General features: G+C 41.3%; 12 protein-coding genes. 2 read left to right on the top strand and 10 right to left on the bottom strand.

Annotated features, from left to right (window positions below; all coding sequences use genetic code 11):
- Positions 1 to 266 precede the first annotated feature (266 nt).
- The 7 genes from R2S57_RS14245 to R2S57_RS14215 form a co-directional block, all read right to left on the bottom strand.
- Positions 267 to 1508, bottom strand: a complete 1242-nt coding sequence (locus tag R2S57_RS14245; protein ID WP_316845624.1) for an NAD(P)/FAD-dependent oxidoreductase — start codon at positions 1506 to 1508, stop codon at positions 267 to 269.
- Positions 1509 to 1548: 40 nt separating this feature from the next.
- Positions 1549 to 2550: a 4-hydroxyproline epimerase gene (locus R2S57_RS14240; protein ID WP_316845623.1), complete on the bottom strand. Its 1002-nt coding sequence runs from the start codon at positions 2548 to 2550 to the stop codon at positions 1549 to 1551.
- Entirely contained in the window at positions 2543 to 4129 is a 1587-nt protein-coding gene (locus tag R2S57_RS14235) for an aldehyde dehydrogenase (NADP(+)) (RefSeq protein ID WP_316845622.1), read from the bottom strand. The genes R2S57_RS14240 and R2S57_RS14235 overlap by 8 nt, the downstream gene beginning before the upstream one ends.
- A 14-nt stretch (positions 4130 to 4143) precedes the next feature.
- Positions 4144 to 5061, bottom strand: coding sequence for a dihydrodipicolinate synthase family protein (locus R2S57_RS14230; protein ID WP_316845621.1), 918 nt, complete (start codon positions 5059 to 5061; stop codon positions 4144 to 4146).
- 320 nt (positions 5062 to 5381) lie between these two features.
- The gene (locus R2S57_RS14225; RefSeq protein WP_316845620.1) at positions 5382 to 7052 is read right to left on the bottom strand and encodes a M1 family metallopeptidase; all 1671 of its coding nucleotides are present in this window, start codon (positions 7050 to 7052) and stop codon (positions 5382 to 5384) included.
- 224 nt (positions 7053 to 7276) lie between these two features.
- The gene (locus tag R2S57_RS14220) at positions 7277 to 8677 is read right to left on the bottom strand and encodes an aminopeptidase P family protein (protein WP_316845619.1); all 1401 of its coding nucleotides are present in this window, start codon (positions 8675 to 8677) and stop codon (positions 7277 to 7279) included.
- 721 nt (positions 8678 to 9398) lie between these two features.
- Positions 9399 to 11966: a DUF5695 domain-containing protein gene (locus tag R2S57_RS14215; RefSeq protein WP_316845618.1), complete on the bottom strand. Its 2568-nt coding sequence runs from the start codon at positions 11964 to 11966 to the stop codon at positions 9399 to 9401.
- A gap of 25 nt (positions 11967 to 11991) precedes the next feature.
- On the opposite strand from R2S57_RS14215, the gene R2S57_RS14210 reads away from it, so the two are divergent.
- A complete protein-coding gene (locus R2S57_RS14210) occupies positions 11992 to 12276 on the top strand; it encodes a hypothetical protein (protein ID WP_316845617.1) in 285 nt (94 codons plus the stop codon).
- A gap of 224 nt (positions 12277 to 12500) precedes the next feature.
- Here R2S57_RS14210 and R2S57_RS14205 read toward each other — a convergent pair whose 3' ends face one another.
- Positions 12501 to 14276, bottom strand: coding sequence for an aminopeptidase P family protein (locus R2S57_RS14205; protein ID WP_316845616.1), 1776 nt, complete (start codon positions 14274 to 14276; stop codon positions 12501 to 12503).
- Positions 14277 to 14543: 267 nt separating this feature from the next.
- Positions 14544 to 16076: an arylsulfatase gene (locus tag R2S57_RS14200; RefSeq protein WP_316845615.1), complete on the bottom strand. Its 1533-nt coding sequence runs from the start codon at positions 16074 to 16076 to the stop codon at positions 14544 to 14546.
- Positions 16077 to 16658: 582 nt separating this feature from the next.
- Between R2S57_RS14200 and R2S57_RS14195 the strand changes: the two genes are divergently transcribed.
- Positions 16659 to 19004 (top strand): PDZ domain-containing protein, encoded by a 2346-nt coding sequence (locus tag R2S57_RS14195; RefSeq protein ID WP_316845614.1) that lies wholly within the window; start codon positions 16659 to 16661, stop codon positions 19002 to 19004.
- A 51-nt stretch (positions 19005 to 19055) separates the two neighbouring features.
- Here R2S57_RS14195 and R2S57_RS14190 read toward each other — a convergent pair whose 3' ends face one another.
- The gene (locus tag R2S57_RS14190; protein ID WP_316845613.1) at positions 19056 to 19925 is read right to left on the bottom strand and encodes a sugar phosphate isomerase/epimerase family protein; all 870 of its coding nucleotides are present in this window, start codon (positions 19923 to 19925) and stop codon (positions 19056 to 19058) included.
- Positions 19926 to 20032: the final 107 nt, after the last annotated feature.

Raw genomic sequence — 20032 nt, 5'->3', positions numbered from 1 at the left:
ATAAAATATGACGGATTTTAGTATTATAATTGATAAAACACGACTACTAGATAATTAGTTAAAACCCTGAATAACAACAACTAAAACGATTAACTAATATTTGAAAACCATCGATTTTGAGGGTTAATTTGAGGAAAATAGGCAAAATAAAGGAGTTTTGATAAAAAAAGAAGTCAAGTTTCAAAAAACCTGACTTCTTCAGACTTCGACTACGCTCAGACTGACAAACTTTGTATGGTATACTTTTTAATAGTTTATCAACAAGATTACCGGACTACGGCAAACGGCTCCAATTTTAAATCGGTTGTCATGCCCTCAACAATCTGGCTCACCAGTAAACCAGTGGCTGGCCCTAAACTTAGTCCCATCATGCCGTGGCCTGTAGCTATAATTAAATTTTCTCTTTTTTCACTTCTACCAATATAGGGCAAACCATCGGGAGATGATGGACGGAAACCATACCAGATATCTTTTTCGGCAGGAATGGCAGGTTTTAAATCAGGAAAATAGTTGGGCACGGATTCTACAATCCCTTTAACCCGCTGCATATTGATCCTGTTATTGATTTTATCCAATTCCATTGTACCGCCATACCTGATCTGCCCATTCATTGGGGTAATGGCCACCCTGGCCTCGCACAATAAAGCCGGAATAGTTAAACGGTTTTGAGATTCAGCTTCCATAAAGGAATAGCCCTTGCCTGGCATTAACGATATTTTAATATCGGCCATTTTAGCAACCGCCGGCGACCATGAACCTGTAGCAATCACATATTGATCTGCCTCCCAGGCCTCATTGCCTGTAAAAACTTTCGTGATGCGGTTGCCCGCAGCTTCAATTTTATCAACTTCTTTGCCACGTTTTATCTGCACGCCGTTATCAATTAAATATTTTAACAGGGCATTCATCAGCTTCGTGGGATAAAGGTGTGCATCGCAACGGTAATGTACCGCACCCAAAACATCCAGTTTTAAATCAGGTTGTAATGCTTTACATTCTTCAACATTTAATACCGCCATATCTAAACCAAGCTCTATAGCCCTGGTAGCCAGATGTGCCTCTTCTTCTCCTGCCTTTTCTGTTTTGTAAAAAGCAAGGATACCATTGTTGGTGAGTTCGAAATTAAAATCAGGTTCTTTAGCCAAACCTTCATATAACTTTTTGCTCAGTAAAGAGAGATCGCGTAAGGGTTCTGCCGATGCGTTAACATGCTTTGTTGTGGCATGTTTCATAAACTTCAGTCCCCAATTAATGAGATTGCCATTTAATGATGGGCGTACATAAAACGGACTTTTGCTGTTAAACATCCATCTGATGCCCTGCTTAATCATACCCGGCGCAGCCAATGGCACAAAATGGCTGGGTACAATCATCCCTGCATTACCGAAAGAACAATTGTCGGTAATATCACCCTTATCCAAAATGGTTACCTCGTAGCCTTTTTTCTGCAGGTAATATGCTGAAGTTAGACCTACAATTCCACCACCTATAATTAATACCTTCGACATTATTCTAATTTATATTGCTAATCTTCAATTTAAAAGTTCACTAAATCACCTGAAATCCATGTGCATAAGGATCGTCTTCGGCATCAATTTTTATGGTATTGTAACCAAATACCTTAGCCCAGCCCTCTACACTCGGGATAATTGCCTGGATGCCATTTAAATCGACAACTTCTTCCACCCTACCGATAAACTTACTGCCGATAAAACTTTCGTGGATAAAATCCTCTCCCAGCTTTAACTTCCCTTTAGCATACCATTGTGCCAAACGCGCTGAAGTTCCGGTACCACATGGCGACCGATCAATCGCTTTATCGCCATAAAAAACAGCATTTCTGGCCGTAGATGTAGGGTCGATTGTTTTCCCTGTCCACAACACGTGGCTACAACCGTTTATCGTTGGATCCTGTGGGTGCACAAAAGTGTATAATTCGTTAATGCGTTTTCTGATGGTTTGGCTCCAGGTAACGAGTTGCGAAGCGGTATAATTTTCCAATCCAGGGAAATTATCCTGCGGATCTACAATGGCATAAAAGTTACCACCATAAGCTACATCAAAAGTAAGCGTACCCAAATCAGGGCATTCTACCTGCAAGTTTTCGGCAGCAAGGTAAGAAGCTACATTTTTAAGTTTAACAGATTTAACTTTTTTTCCTTCCTGTTTGTATTCGATCAATACCAATCCTGCCGGTGCTTCCATTCTGATAACCCCGGGTACTTTTGGCTGGATCAATCCTTCTTCAATGGCAATGGTAATGGTACCGATGGTACCGTGACCGCACATGGGCAGGCAACCGCTGGTTTCGATAAATAATACAGCAACATCGTTAGCCGGATCGTGAGGTGGATAAAGAATGCTACCCGACATCATATCGTGTCCGCGTGGTTCGAACATTAAACCTGTTCTGATCCAATCGAATTCCTTTAAAAAATGCTGACGTTTTTCGCTCATATTTGAGCCAATAAGCTGAGGGCCACCGCCTGCTACCAATCTAACCGGGTTTCCACAGGTATGCGCATCTACACAAAAAAAAGTTTTACTCATGAGATTTCGTTAATTTCTGGTTTATCGTTCTGAAAATGCCCAAAGGATTTCCATCTTTCAATTCATCCGGCAATAAATCCTGCTCCCAATCCTGATAAGCCAATGGACGTGCAAAACGGTGTATGGCCGTAGAGCCAACTGAAGTAAACCTACTATCGTTAGTTGCCGGAAATGGTCCGCCGTGCTGCATGGCCGCACAAACTTCAACACCGGTAGGTACACCATTTAAGATGATCCTTCCTGTTTTATCGGTCAGTTTATTTACTAAGGTTTGATAATTCTGAAGTTCTTGCTTTTCGGCCATTAGGGTTACCGTAAGTTGTCCTTCCAATACCGCAATGGCTTTTTCGAGTTCGGCAATATCCTGAGCCACCACCAGGAGCGAATAAGGACCGAAAATTTCTTCCCGGAGTTTTGGATTCTTGATAAAATCGGCCGCACTTACCTGCGCAATTTTTGCTTCAGACTGGTTCTGAAGTTCATTGTTTTTTAGTGTTGAAGCCGATAAAAGCTCGACACCACCTTCGCTAACAATCTCTTCAGAAAGTTTGCCATAATTATTGGCAATGCCTTCGGTAAGCATCGTTGCTGATGGAACTGTTGATATACTTTCTTTTAAAACCGTTTTAAAATTTTCTAAAGCTGGCGATTGAACGGCAAGTAATAAACCCGGGTTGGTACAAAATTGACCAGCGCCCAAGGTGATAGACGCCGCATATTTTTTAGCCAGCTCTTCTGCCTGATTTTCGATGGCCTTTGGAAGAAAAATTACGGGATTAATGCTACCCATTTCGGCAAAAACCGGAATAGGTTGCTCCCGTTCCTGTGCAAGATTAATCAGTGCCATCCCTCCTTTAAACGAACCAGTAAAAGTTACCGCTTTGCTTAACGGGTGTTTAACCAAACTGGCGCCGATGGTATAACCATCATCATATAAAAGTGAGAAAACACCTTTTGGCATTCCCGTTTTTTCTGCGGCTTTAATAATGGCTCCGCCCACTAAAGCACTGGTTCCATAATGCGCGGGATGTGCTTTTACTACCACGGGGCAACCAGATGCGAGGGCTGATGCCGTATCGCCACCTGCCACTGAAAAGGCCAGCGGGAAATTACTGGCACCAAAAACCACTACAGGTCCGATCGGGATCAGCATTCTTCTAATATCAGATCGTGGCAAGGGTTGTCTTTCAGGCAATGCCGTATCAATTATTGCATCTACCCAGGAGCCTTCGGCAACTAAATTGGCAAATAACCTTAACTGGCCCGTTGTTCGGCCTAATTCGCCCTGTAAGCGACCTAAAGGCAAACCGCTTTCTGCAGATGCCCGGTTTACCAGTTCGTCGCCAAGACTGGCAATTTCATCGGCAATGGCATTTAAAAAAGCGGCTTTAAGGTCTTTATTTAAACTTCTATAACTTTGGAAAGCTGTTGTTGCTGCTGTTAATGCATCATTAACAAGGCTTTCACTGGCTTTAAAAAACTCACCGTCAAGCGTTAATCCCGTTGCGGGATTAACAGCTCTAAGGCTTTTTTCACTAACTTCTACATAAGTGTTTGCTACGATATTTTTTCCGTTCATATTTGGTTTTTAAACTATTTGCCCCAGCTACCTGCTGGTAATTCAGGACGAACAGCTAACGCATCGTTAATAATTTTCAACACTTTTTCTCTTTCTGCTCCGCTTATCGGTAAACGTGGTGCACGTACGGCTTCAGTTCCCAATCCGGTTGCTACTTCTGCCAGTTTAATGTATTGCACCAATTTGGCATGAATATCAAGCTCTAATACAGGCAAGAACCAACGGTAAATGGTTAAGGCTTCGGAAATGCGGTTTTCTTTGATCAATCTGAAAATGGCTACCGTTTCTCTCGGGAAAGCATCAACTAAACCTGCAACCCATCCATGTGCCCCCATTACAATACTTTCCATTGCCAATGGATCTACACCGGTAAAGATTTTGAAACGATCACCAAAACGGTTGATCAGTCTGGTTACGTTCGATACGTCACGGGTTGATTCTTTAATCGCTTGTATATTATCGTATTTAGTCAAAACCTCGAACATATCCAGGGTCACTTCGATTTTATAATCAACAGGATTGTTATAAATCATGATCGGTAAGCTGGTACTTTCGGCAATGGCACCAAAAAAGGCCAAAGTTTCGTCGGGGGCAGCATTATAGCGCATTGGCGGCAATAACATTAAACCTTGTGCACCTAACGATTCGGCTTTTTTAGCTACTTCAATTGCTTTTTTCGTGGTTGATTCGGCAATATTCAATAAAACGGGAACTCGTCCATTTACTACGGTTAAAGTGTGCGATAACAGACCGAACTTTTCTTCGTCGGTTAATACGCTGGCTTCGCCAAGCGACCCGCCTAAAATAATCCCCTCAGCTCCTGCTTCTAACTGTGCTTCGATATTTAAATCGAAAGCCGGAAAATCTAACTCGTCATTTGCTGTAAATTTTGTCGTTACAGCAGGGAAAACCCCAGTCCATTTGATACTCATTGTAATGTTATGTTTTTTATAAATTATGATTCAAAAACTTAGTATGGCAGCGGCCAAACGTCATTTAATTAAATGATCAGCGATCAATCTGTTAAACGATATTCAAAGTTAACTGATCGGTAAACAGTAATATTGTTGGATTTTAACCGATATTGGTTATAAATGCGCCATTTGAATCAGACAGGAACGCATGGAAGAAATATAATCTTTTGTAGAAAAAAGGAGGTACAATAAAAATGGTATCCTTCGTGAAAAGAATACCATTTTATTAAATCAGCGAGACAACTACATCTTATTGTCCTTCCTATATTACGAGGAGTTTATTTTGTGTTTTTCACCTGTAGGTAGTACATAAATTCGATGCCCGCTTTTGTAAACAAAACATCCTGCCCTTTAGCCAATACCACCTGCTGCCAGTTTTGCGAAGGCAAAATTTTAAGTGTTTTTACACCCTCTTTTTTAAGGCTTAATGGGAGGTTGAAACCTTTAACACAATCGCTGTAACGGTAAAAAGCTTTGCCATCTTTCAGGTAATATTCGAATGCGGGCACTTGTATGGTACGCAGGTACTGATCAAAAACCTTTGAAAAATTGAATCCTGCTTTTTTCGAAATATAATTTTCAATCTGTGCAGTGGTTACGGTTTTATGGTAAAAGGTTTGGTTTAAGCCGCGCAATATCGATCTAAAAAGTTCGTCGTTGTTTAAACTATGTCTGATGGCGTGCAACATATTTCCACCTTTAGGATACATATCGCCGCTGCCCTGTGCATTTACACCATATGGAGGGATGATCGGCGTATCGTTGCGGATGCCTTTTCTAATGCCAAAATTGTATTCATTGCCTGCTTTATTGCCGAAAATATAATCTACGAAAAGCGTTTCGCTGTAATTGGTAAATCCTTCATGTACCCACATATCGGCGAGATCGTTGGTGGTGATGTTATTGCCAAACCATTCGTGGCCACTTTCGTGGATGATGATAAAATCCCACTTCAGTCCCCAGCCATCGCCCGACATATCCCTTCCTCTGTAACCAAACTTATAACCATTGCCATAAGACACTGCTGATTGGTGTTCCATCCCCGTATGTGAAGCATCGATCAGTTGATAACCGTCTTCGTAAAAGGGGTACGGACCAAACCAGTGTTCCATACTCTTCATCATTTTGTGTACCTGATCAGGCATATAGGTTTTCGCTTTGGGGTAATTGTAATCGAGTACCCAATAGTTTACATCAAGCGCACCCTTTTCGCCTGCATATTTTTCTTTAAAATTAACATACTTGCCAATGTATGGAATAATGCAATAGTTGCTGATCGGATTTTTAACATTATACTGATAGGTTGTGGTACCATCGTGGTTATCCTTTTTAAACACCAATCTGCCATTGCCAACAGCAATCAATGTATCCGGAACTGTCATGGTTAATGAGGCACCCAGATTGGGCTCATCACTTTGATGATCTTTATTTGGATACCATACTGAAGCGCCCAAGCCCTGGCAGGCCACCGTCATCCATGGGCGCGAAAGCGAATCGGTGGTGAAGATAAAACCGCCATCCCAGGGTGCTCTTTTTGCCTGGTGCACTTTGCCATGGTAAAAGATATGGACATTATTTGTTGCCGATAATTTTTGCGCCGGCACATGTACATACCAAACACTGGCAACATGTTCAAATTTTAATTTAGCTTTTCCGTTGTATAAAACACTGTCGATAATTAATGGTTCTTGCAGATCGATCTGCATACGGGTATTGCCATTGTTATTGCGTACAACTTTATACACGATTTTATTCGAACCGGTAATACTTTTATCATTATAATCGGGCTTAACCGAAAGTTCGTAACGTTGTACATCCCACCAGGTACGTTCTGCATTTAGACTTCCCCTTAAGGTATCGGCTAAAGTGTAGACCTTTTTTGGGGCCTGCGCAAAAAGCATAGTACTAAATACGAAGAAGAGTACGGTTAAGGATGTTCGTTTTTTCATATCTTTTTACTGGTTATATATTGAAAGAGTGTTTTATTCATTTGAAAAGCAATGGCAGTTATTCATTAGTTCCGCGCTTCAGGCTGCCGTTTTTAGCCCTGACAGCAGCGGGCACCCCGACGTAAAGTCGGGGGTAAAGCGAATGGCAGGACTATCCTTTAAAAAAAGCGAAAAGCCCTGCGCTCCGAAATAAACACATTATTATTCTACAATATAAATGCGATTTACGAGTAAGCTCCTGTTCTGATCGACTCGATTTCGTCGGTAGTTAAGGCCAGGTGTTTACCCAACATCCGGCTTCCGTTTTCAGTAACCAGAAAATCGTCTTCTACCCTAATTCCGCTAAAGTTTCTGAACTCATCTAATTTATCGTAATTGATAAACTCTGTAAACTGATTGGCGGCTTTCCAGCGATCGATCAGCTCAGGAATGATGTAAACACCAGGCTCAACAGTTAATACATAACCTGCCTCGAGTGCCTTACCTAACCTTAAAGATTTTAATCCAAACTGCGTGGTATTTTTGGATAGCTCGTCGGTATAACCTACATATTGCTCACCCAAATCTTCCATATCGTGTACATCCATGCCCATCATGTGGCCGGTTCCGCACTGAAAAAACATAGCATGTGCACCTGCTTGCACGGCATCGTCGATATTTCCTTTCATTAAACCCACGTCTTTTAAGCCTTGTGCCAACATTTTACAGGAAGCCAAATGCACATCCAAATACCTTACACCTGGTGCCAGCAGATTTTTAGCATGGGTATAAGCATTGAGTACAATATCATAAATGTCTTTTTGCTCTGCGCTGAATTTTTTCCCTACCGGAAAGGTACGGGTAAGGTCGCCTGCATACCCTAAAGCAGTTTCTACACCAGAGTCGTTTAAAACCAGTTGACCTTCCTGTAATTGATTGCCATGATAATGGTTGTGCAGAATTTCGCCGCGCACCGTCAAAATCACAGGATAGGCTAAATTACCTCCTGAAGCCAAAGCCGCTCCCTGGATCTTAGCTGCAAGCTCACGCTCATACATACCAGGTTTTGCCTGCTGCATCACCATTAAATGGATATCTGCAGAGATGGCTGCAGCACGGTCTAACTCTTCAATCTCTTCTACCGATTTTATTGAGCGTTGTGCTACCACAGCTTTAATAAATTCAATAGAGGCCTTTTCTTTCAGCTGATCAATCGGCAGGCTAAACCAGTTGGCCAGTTTTATTTTATTTTCCGAACGGTAAGGCGGTAAAAACTGAACCGTCCTTTTCTTCTCCTGATACTGTTTAAGGTAAACATCCAGCTGATCTAAAGGAAGTACTTTTGTAAGTCCTGCATCCTGGCTTTTTTCTTCGAGCGTCTTCTGTCTGCCCATCCAAACGATATCGTCGATACCCATTTCGTCTCCAAACAGGATGGTTTCGTCTGCATCCAGGTCGATAATGGCCGCCAATAAGGGTTCGCTAACTCCGAAATAATATAAAAAAGTACTGTCTTGCCTAAAATGGTAGGTATTGTCTTTATAGTTCATCGGGCTGTCTTCATTACCCAAAAAGAGCAATAGTCCCGAATTTATTTTTGATTTTAACGCTGCTCTCCGTTGGAGGTAAACTTTCTTTTCAAACATATTTTTTATGAGTTAGGCAAATATCCCAAAAGCAATCTTTATTCAATTAAGATCGGATCAAATGGCTAAAATATGGGTTGTATCTGCAAATTATAAGTTAAAATTATGGTACAAAAATCACAATAAATTTTGTGTTAGTGAAAAATAAGGTTAAAATCTGCACAAACCGCGGTAAACAAATGGATTATGTGAGTCACAAGCAAGGATAAGCTAAAATGGCTGGAGCGCCAATAGAAAAGGGATAAAGAAACTGTTCTAGCTGGCGATACAATCGCCTTTCTCCATCCACCCTCGTTGCAAACGAGGACGATGAAAGGGTCACCAACCAAAGAATAAGATATTCATATTTAAGAGGCGATACAATCGCCAGTCTCCCTCCATCCTCGTTACAAACAAGGACGATCGATAATCTTTTACAAATTTAAATGGATTATATTACTTTGATAATCATTAGAAGTTTGTTAAACAAAAAATTAAGTGCTTATATTTAAACTAACCATACAAGTGTATTTAAGCTTAATTTGGTGATATAAGTAAAGCTAGATAAGGCCTAAAAATGGATTTATTTGATTTAACTACCTGAAATACATAGCACAAAACCCTATTACATAGATACCTTTTATAAATAAAAATGATATCTAACTGAATATCAAAATTAAAAGACAATAAAATAGCCCCGTAAATTTTATTTCACGAGGCTAATTAAGTATATATAGCAATGTTATTTTTGAAGGATAATTTGTGTGGCATGATCCATCGAAAGCGAAAGTTCGTACGCTCCCCTATCTCCAACTTTATTCCCTTTAACTGAATAAATACCCACTCCATTAACTTTCGCAGGCTGCGACAATCTCAACACCGCATTGGGCGTATAGCCGTTTGCCTTGCTCAATTTTAAACTGATTTCACCATTTGCAGTGTTATAATCAAGCCCATCAATGGTTCCGGCATCAAGGGTAATCCAAAGTCCGGCAGGGGCAATATAAACAGACGATTTTGCCGCTGTGGTTAATTCTACACTGATGGTATTCCCTTTTTTGTTCAGATTTCCGCCAAAGGCCAGCCAACCAAATTCTGGATGTTGTAAAAGGTACGATGAGGTATTAACAGCATAGCCAAAAAAACCAGAGCCATAATCGCCGGTGATACCATCATTTTTCAGGGTGGATGGATAAGCATGAAAAGCTGCTGGTGCAAAACCTTCTTTGGTGATGTTTGAGATCGATCCCAACAAGCCCCCGTAACCTGTACGCAACAGGTAAAAATCGTCAGGGTGTTTACGGTAATCCATTAATACCGGAATGGCGTTCAATGCTGACCCATAATGGTGGATCATCCTTTCGATACGTGAAAGTTTACCGCCATAAAGGAAATCCCAATACCTGCGGGCATTGCCATTATAAGCCCAATGCGGTACCACAGGCATATAAGCAAGTATGGCATCGAGCGTTACATTTGCTTTATCCTGGTAGCCAAAATAATTCGACCATACATAAACTTCTTCTTGACCTGTAGAGTCCCAAGGCATTTCACTACCAAAGGGATATTGCAACGAACGCCAATGGTTGGCGCGTTTTTTCATTTCAGTTTCCAGCTTGCCTGCCTCATCTGTTAACCCTTCGTTTTTAAGGTCGGTTAAGATGAGGTAAAAGATGGTGCCTTCCATCTGTCCGAACTGTGCGTAATAAGGTGCAATATTTACCATGGCCATACCGGTTTCCGCGGCATCGATCAGGTGCTGTTTCCAGCTTTGCTCATCTACAAGGCCTTTATAATTACGCGCCAGGCGGTACATTAACCAATGCGCAGCCGCTACATGCGGATAGTTGTAGGATCTGCCTAAATTATCGGCTTCTTTTTTTGGCCATGCCGACCAGGTTTTGAAATTAATGTTTGCGGCATAGGTATCTTTAGGCAGCGAATCAGGGGCATAATAAAACAAACTTTTTTTCACCCCATATTTCTGAGGACCATCCTTTAGTTGGATGCGCCCAAACATCACGCTATCAACAAATTGTTTTAACTTATCTACCTCTTCCTTTTCGGGATGAACCAATTGTTTCATTATGGCACCCAACCAGGATCCTGCCCCACCCTCGTCGCTTAAACCTGCAATCCATGCTCTATTGTCCTGTGTAACCTGTTGCTGTTTTTCATCATCGTAGGTAATGGCAGAAGGACTTCTTTTAAAAATAGGATCGGCCTGATTAAACCATTGTTTAGTGGTTAAAAAGTGGCCGTAACTGGCTATGACTTCACTTTCAGGCTCAATTACCTTATAATTGATGGTCTGTTCCAGTCCATCTTCATAGGTAACCGATAACCTTGCCCTGCCCCAGGTATTTCCTTTTACGGCATAACTCTTCCAACCATTTTTAGTGGTACTTAATGCACTCACTTTTAAGGCATTTTCTGGTTGAACCTGAATGGATTTAATTTTTTTAGGATAGCTGATGAATAATTTGGCCTCTACATCACGTGGCAATACATAACCAGGAACCGATATGGCTACAGGTCGTTTATTTTCGATCAGTTTACTTTCGGTATTTTTAGCAGTACCTGAGAGGATAAACTGAAGGGCATAACTCCTTGTTTCGCCAGGTTTTAAAGTGGTTGATGTTGGTGTATTCCATTGCTCTGCATTTTTCCATTCGTTTTCGGCATTGGCCTTACTGTACACCATCCATTCGTAAAAGCCCTCAAAGGCAATTCCTCTTGGCGTTTTGTCGTCGTTTAAGGGATTGTAAGCCTCGAAAGGTGTATGCCCCACCGGAACCACCAACAATGATGGCGCGTGACCGCTTAACCGGGTCACCTGTAGATAACCGGCATCTCTACCGATATAAGGATCGTAAAAAACATTTTTAGCATGGGTTTGCTCCAATGTTCTGCCCTCTAAAATATTGTCAAAAATCATTGGTATTCCCAATGCACCGATTTCTATATTTTTATCAGTTCTGTTTTTTAGTTCGAAACGCAGTACCAGTTTTCCGTTTTGCATTTCCCAGATGCGCTTTACCTGCAAAGGAATATCAGTTGGGAGCGTTGCATTAAGATCGGCTGCTGCCAATCCATTTTTACCGATCGGAATATTTTTAACAAGACTCCGTTTTGCTGCCGTACTGTAGCTTTTCCAGGCTTCTTCTCCCGCACTTCGTAGTTTCAGGTTGATATCGCCCAAATGGTATAATCCGTCGGAACTACGCACTTTTAAACTATCGCTGGGCACGAAGTCGAAATCTTTAACCAATTTAGGTTGAAGTCCAGCCACCGTTTGCGAGGATTTCACCAGTTTCAGGTTAAAAGCTCCGGCGTTGAAGGTCGAAAATCCATTTTCAAGCCCTAATGTGGAAGGTTTTTTACCTAAGGCAATCCACGGTGATTGCGCAAAACCTACCTTAACATTAAGTAGAGCCAGTGTACAGCAAAATATTGCTTTAAAAGTAATTATTGATAGTTTTTTTGATTTGATGGTCATGATGAGGGAGCAAGTGTTTTGGGACAATCAAAAATATACTTTAAAAGATAAAGCGGGTACCGATCTTAAAAATAGCGCAAAATTGGTAAAGGATTGGTGTATTTATTGGAAGTTGGGGTGAGCGGAGGGTGAGAAGTGTGATCAACGAACAGGTGCTCGCAGTTTACGCGAAAGATTTCACCATATAAGGAATATGAGAACAGGTAAGCTTACATGGTCCTTATATTCCCTATATGGCAAACAAACACAGATTATCTGCTATTTAAGTAAATGTCATTATAAGACATAAGTAATCTTAATATCCAAACTGGGCAGCGATCGGATTATGATGCCCCAAGACAATCTTTAAATCGGCTGACATTTTACCTTCAGCCACTCCGCTTCTTCTACTGACAACAAAGGCTGAAGCCGATCGAAAACCATTTGATTGTATTGATTTAACCAGACCAGCTGATGCGATTCCAAAAGTGTTTTATTTACGATAGTGGTATCGATAAAACACAGTGTTAAGGTTTCGAAAGCAAGGAAGTTACCAAACTCGCTGTTACTGTGTGCAGAACACAAAACCAGGTTTTCGATCCGTACACCATGTCTACCCGGTCGATAAATACCAGGTTCGATAGAAGTTACCATACCCGGCTTAAAGGCTATATCTACATTAGCAGGGCTAATATTCTGAGGACCTTCGTGTACGTTCAGAAAAAAGCCGATACCATGACCGGTGCCATGACCGAAGTTAATGGTATAATCCCACAATGGTTTTCTGCAGATGGCATCTATCTGATACCCTTTTGTACCTTCTGGAAAAATCAATTTAGCCCCCTCAATAAGTCCTTTAAGTACCAAAGTATAATCGTCGGCCTGGCCTGCCGAAGCTTTACCGATGGGCATTACCCTGGTAATATCGGTGGTACCATACAGGTACTGCCCTCCTGAATCGACTAAAAACAAACCATCGCCTTTAATTTCCTGATCGCTCTCTGCGGTTACGCTATAATGCGGCAGCGCGCCATTGGCATTATAACCTGCAATGGTATTAAAACTTAAGTCGACAAAAGATTGCTGTTCGGCCCGAAATTTAGCCAACTGTTCTGCCGCCGACCATTCTGTAATTTTTTCTTTCCCCAGCCTATCTTCCATCCATTTAAAAAACCTGGATAGGGCCACACCATCTTGTAGCATGGCTTTACGGATGTGCTTAACCTCGGTATCGTTTTTTAAACTTTTTAAATGCGTGGTCGGATTGATCCCAAAAATAACCTGAGCTGTTTTAGGCAAACATTGATACAAGCCGAAACAGGTGCGTTTTGGATCGATAAAAATAGAAGCATCGGGTGGCAAAGCCTGCAATGCCTTCGATATATTTTGATATGGATATACCCTTACGCCCTGTTTATTCAAGATATCGATATCGGTTTCCGACAACTTTTCTTGATCGATAAAGAGTTTTGTTTCGTCAGGAGTAATGATCGCAAAACTTAAAGCAACGGGATTATAATCTACATCTTTGCCGCGGAGGTTAAATAGCCATGCAATATCATCAAGGGAAGAAATAAAATGATAGGCTGTAGCATTTGTTTTCAATATAGCTCTGGTTTCAGCAATTTTATCCGAAATACTCAAACCAGCGGCTTCTTCTCCAATTAAATAAGCCTTTTCCTGCGGCAGCCCTACCCTATCGGTCCAGATGGCGCTCACGAAATCGAAATCGATTGTTTCAATAGATCGCGCCAGCAGGTGTTGCTTCATCTCGATCGCCAATGCTACGGTAATCAATTGGTGATTGAAGGCTACTTTTGCACCTCCGGGCAATACTTCGAGCAGCCAAGCCATGTATTCGGGAGTGTGGGGTACTTTTAACTTAACCAACTCATAGCCTGTACCCTGTAATTGGGTTTCTGCCTGACTAAAATACCGCGAATCCGTCCACAGGCCTGCAAAGGTTTGCGTAATCACCAGTGTACCGGCCGAACCTGTAAAACCACAGGCAAAGGGGATGGCTTTATAATGTGCAGGAAGATATTCACTAATGTGAGGATCGGCAGCGGTAATCACATAAGCATCAACACCTTGATTAGTCATTAACTGTCGTAAGGCTTGTAATTTTTCTACATAGGTCATGTTAAGGAAGAATTTTATTGGCCAAATTTAAATATTACCATCGTACTAAGGCGCAAACATGAAAATTTTACTTTGAAAGCTTCCCACCATAGGTGGCGGCAAATCATAAGGGTTATGAAAGCTTCCCACCATGGGTGGCAGCAAATCATAAGGGTTATGAAAGCTTCCCACCATAGGTGGCGACAAATCATAAGGGTTATGAAAGCTTCCCACCATGGGTGGCTGCAAATCATATAAAAATCAGATAAACGCTGGAAAAGTTAAAACTTATTGCTTTTCCTTTTCCAACACCGGTATTTCAAATCTTTTGATCAATGGCGTATGGTGTTCTTTTTTTGAAATGGCCACCATCTGTTTTACAATGTCGGGATGATCTGCAGCTACATCATTTTGTTCTTTCAAATCAGTTGTCAGATCGTACAATGTCCATGTATCATTTCCCTTCAGCATGTTTAACCTTACCCCCTTCCAATTGCCGATGCGGATGGCCTGTTGCCCACCATATTCGGGATATTCAAAGTACAGATAATCGTGCTGGATCTGTTTCCCTTTGTCTAAAATGGTTGGCAGAATGCTCAATCCATCTATCTCTGCTGGTGCTTTGATATTCAACAAATCGCAAAATGTAGGCATGATATCGAGGGTCGACGAAATCAGATCACTGGTTGATCCTTCTTTCACCTTACCCGGCCAGGATACAATAAATGGCTCCCTGATGCCACCCTCCCGCACAAAACCTTTGCCCCAGCCATACTCTCCTTTAAATGGGCCATTGCTGTTAAAAAATACCGGATCGGCACCTGCGTTAGATGCGGTTCCATTATCTGCACAGAACATGATGATGGTATTTTCGTACACGCCTTCATCTTTAAGCTTTTTAATCAATTGCCCTATCTGCTGATCGAGTAAGGTAATCATAGCCGCGTAAGTAGCACGGGGGTAACGACAAGGAAAATAAGAGCCCCCTAAAAAGGGCTTCTCCTCTCCAAATTTCTGATGATAATAATCGACCAGTTTTTTCGGTGCCTGTAATGATACATGTGGCAAAGGGCTTGCATAATACAAAAAGAAGGGCTTGTCTTTATTCTTTCCGATGAAATTTATGGCCGCTTTAATCAAGAAATCTGGTGCATAGTCGTTCTGCTGATATTTCTCATAGTTTTTTTCATTCAGGGGATCAAGATCCGAAGGGAATTTTACATCAGGATCAACAATTTTATTATCCAATGGAACACGGGTTTCGTTCTCCCATAAGTGCCCGCCGTAGTAAGTATGATCCTGTCGCTGACAGATAAATCCGTAGAAATAATCAAAACCCTGTCGGTTTGGCGTACCGGCCGTCATCGGGCTTCCCAAACCCCATTTACCTACCAATGCAGTATTATAGCCTACTGTTTTTAATACTTTGGCAATAGTGATAGTCGAATCAGGAATTGGATACTGGCCTTCGAGAAAAGGATTTTCTTCCATCGCCTTAAAACTCCACACATCGCCACGTTCTCCCCACTCGTGGTTACCCCGGATGAATGCTTTGCCCGAATTGATGCCCGTCATTAATCCAAACCTCGAAGGCGCACAAACGGGATAGGCATAATGCTGGGTAAACCGTTTGCCATGCCTGGCCAGTTCATCCAGATGAGGGGTTTCTATTTTCTGCTGACCATAGCTACCCAGTTCGCCATAACCCAGATCATCGGCAAGAATGTAGACGATATTGGGTTTAGTCTTGTTTTTCTGAGCATAGGTGCTGGCAGTTAATGTTCCGGCCAGACACAACAGGAATAGCGTTCTTTTTATCATTCGTGGTTTGGATTAAGCTTATTCTTTTTTAGCGTTGATAATTTTGTTCAATTTTTAAGGGCAGAACCCTGGTATCATTTTCAATTTTATTGAGTCTTTACGTCGGCGATTAATCATGATGATCAACAGACAAAAAGAAAAACCAAATGGACTTCGATCCTTATAATAAAATGAGCTCAAAAAATTAAATCGCTTCCAATTTCAGCATCGAACTTGAATTGGCATATGCAAGATATTGATAACAATTTCGCCCTTCCTATTTTTTCTTCGCACAAACGTTTGTCTAGTTTTCTTTTCAAGGAAAATGAGCCAACAAGAAAAGGCTAGCTATCGAATCTTTTAAAGAGCAACGGGTTAAGCTAGGTTTCGTAACGTGATTTAATGGCTTATATCGGAGAATCATTTGCCAATAAGATTAAATTTAAATTACGCCCTAATGGTTTAATTGCAATAGGCTAATTGATAACATCTTAATCATTTAAGGCCTAAGCTTAAACGGGTGTTCAAACATCCTGTAAAAACGACCAAATATTTAAACAATCTGCGCCTTATACCCGCAGTATTTTAATAAGAGATATACGGATGAAAAAAACATCATTGGCTATTATTGCTTTTTTGGCATTTAGCATTGCTAAAGCACAAACCATTTTTGTCTCCACAGCTGGCAATGATCAAAACCCCGGTACGGCCAAGCAGCCTGTAAAAACCTTTGCTAAAGGGATCAGTAAGGCACTAGCCTATAAAAACAAAAACGTCATTATCGAACTTGCCGGTGGTACATATCCGTTAGATAAAACTGTTGAAATTACTTCGGCACACTATCATCTTAAAACACTTAACATTAAAGCAAAACCCAACCAAAAGGTACTCATTTCGGGCGCACAGAAAGTTAAATTGTCCTGGAAGCCTTTTAAAAACAATATCCTATCTGCCAGATTAAGTTTAAATCAGGCTCCCGACCAGCTATTTATGAATGGCAAGATACTACCAATGGCACGGTACCCGGATTTTAATCCATCGGCAAGGGTATATAACGGAACAGCTGCCGATGCAATTGCACCGGAGCGCGCAAAGAAATGGAATAACCCTAAAGGTGGTTATATACATGCGTTACATCAGGGCGAATGGGGCGATTTCCATTATCTGATTACCGGAAAAGACAGTACGGGCAAACTGTTTTACAAAGGTGGCTGGCAGAACAACCGCCCAGCCAAAATGCATCCTCAACACCGCTACGTAGAAAATATATTCGAAGAATTAGACCAGCCCGGCGAATGGTTTTATGATCAGAAAGCGGAAATTATTTACCTTATTCCTCCTGTTGGGACAAACCCGCAAACGGCCGAATTTGCATTTACCAGCATTACCGATCTTGTACATCTAAAAGGATCACTAGCGAGCCCAATTAAAAATATCTCCATAACTGGTATTGATTTTACGCAGACCGCCAGAAGTTTTATGCTGGTAAAGGAACCTTTATTAAGAAGCGACTGGGCCATATTCCGTGGGGGCGCTATTTTGATGGATGGGACAGAAAATGTCGTGGTTAAAAATTGTAATTTTTACGATTTAGGTGGAAGCGCAATTTTTCTAAGCAATTACAACAAAAATGACAAAATCGACAGCAACCACATTTATAACATCGGTGCAAATGGAATCGCATTTGTAGGTAGTCCTGATGCCGTTCGTTCGCCATCATTTAGATATGAAAATGCTGTTCCATACCCTGAAACAGACATGCAGCCAGGGCCTAAAAGCTTAAATTATCCGCAGCAGTGCGAGGCTGCAGGTAACCTGATCCACCATACGGGTACTATAGAAAAGCAATCAGCAGGTATTCAAATATCCATGTCGTCGGATATTTTGGTCAGCCATAATACCATTTATCATGTTCCACGTGCGGGCATTAACATTAGCGAAGGTACCTGGGGCGGACATATTATCGAATTTAACGATGTATTTGATACTGTACTGGAAACTGGCGACCATGGCGCCTTTAATTCGTGGGGTAGAGACCGGTACTGGCGGCCGGCAAGAAATACAATGGATAGCATTGTGGCGGCTAAGCCAGGCATAGAACTTTTAGATGTGATCCATCCGATCATTTTGCGGAACAACCGTTTTCGATGCGACCATGGCTGGGATATTGATTTAGATGATGGCAGTAGCAATTATCAGATCTACAATAACATTTGCTTGAGTGGTGGTTTAAAGTTAAGGGAAGGCTATCACCGCAGCGTATATAACAACATTATTATTAACAATACCTTTCATCCTCATGTTTGGTTAAAAAATAGTGGTGATATTTTTAAAAACAACATCGTATCATCAGCTTATGCCCCAATATTAATGGAAAACTGGGGTAAAGAAATTAATTACAATTTTTTCCTTACCCAGGAAGGTCTTTTAAAAACGCAAAAGCTAAAAACAGACGCAAATAGCCTGGCAGGCGATGTCCGGTTTGTGGATGAAAAAACAGGAAATTATCACCTTAAAAAATCATCTGATGCATTAAAAATCGGGTTTAAAGATTTCGATATGAATTTTGGCGTAACTGCCACCCGTTTAAAAAAGCTGGCCGCTTCTCCTAAAATCAATCCCTTAAACAGTACTGATCAGATTAGCGAATCGAGTGAAGGCGAATGGCTGGGCGCGACATTCAAGAATATTGAAAATTTAGGTGAAAGATCAGCAGCCGGGCTGCCTAATAATGATGGGGCTTTGCTCATTCGGTTAACAAAAGGCTCTATCGCCGAAAAAAATGGCTTAAGGAAAGGTGATGTGATTATCGGGCTTGATCAGAACGAAGTGAAATCTGTTGGCGGCTTACTAAAAATCCATGGTGAAATCCGATGGAAAGGACATGTAGCCATTACCATATTTAGAAATCAAGCGGAACAGAAACTGGAGATTTCGTTAAAGGATTAAGTTTTTTGTGTCTAGCGCTTTTTAATGATATTGCACCTTACCACATTAATCCTATTTTCCCGAATACACCTCTGCAACCTGATTTGAAAGGTATTTGAAAGCAACTGGTATCTCAACTGAAGGGTTACTGGTACTCGCTTCGATAAAGATAAAACCTTTGTAATTGATTTTCTTCAATGCCCTTAGGTAAGGTTTAAAATCATCGCCAGCTACACCAGGTAGCGTACGTTTTTCTTTTTCGGCAATTTCACAAAAGCCTACTACCGCGCCAGCGGCAACAATTTCGTCTGGAGATTCTCCCTCGCGCAGCATATGAAAAATATCCACATTCAGCCTAAAATTGGGTTCATTTACACCCTTTACAACCTCGGCTGCCGACTTTAACGAGGTAATAAAATTAGTCTCGGTTTTTTCTAAGTTTTCCAGCAGGATAATTACATTGTGTTTTTTGGCAAGCTGCCCCAGTTTTTTGCTCAGGATTATGAAATCTGATGTTGCCTTATTCACATCATAATCGGCGGGTATGCTGCGTGCGCCCGAACTGCCCAAAACAATGTATTTCACGCCCGCCTCCTTGGCTCTAGATAACACCGTTTCGGTATAGGCCAAAACCTGGGCTTCATCTACATTTGGCCCGGCAATTTTTAAGCTGCCTGGAAAAAACAGATTACAGCTTAACACCTTACATTTTGCTGCTTTCACTTTTTTTAAGTTTGCACGAAACTCTTCATCGCCCATTGTTGGTACCAATATTTTTGGCACCGATTCGCCGATCAGTTTAAAACCTGCCGAATAGGCTATACTGTCTTGAGCTAAACCGGAAACGATGCCCAACTGTGGATATTCTGGCTGAGTTGAAATGAAACCAGAAAAAGACAAAACAACCAGGAAAGCAAAAAAAACTAAAGACCTATTTCTCATAATTACCTTTATTTGAAAAGCAATTTAAGTATTTTAAGTCAACAAATTTTTGGGACCCTGGCAAATGATTGCGCCAGGATCCCAAAAAAACGGTTTATATCTAATTT

The sequence above is a fragment of the Pedobacter psychrodurus genome (genome assembly GCF_032678585.1).
GTDB classification, from domain to species: Bacteria; Bacteroidota; Bacteroidia; order Sphingobacteriales; family Sphingobacteriaceae; genus Pedobacter; species Pedobacter psychrodurus_A.
The sequence above is the reverse complement of the archived record's forward strand: the minus strand, read 5'-3'. Positions and strand labels throughout refer to the sequence as shown.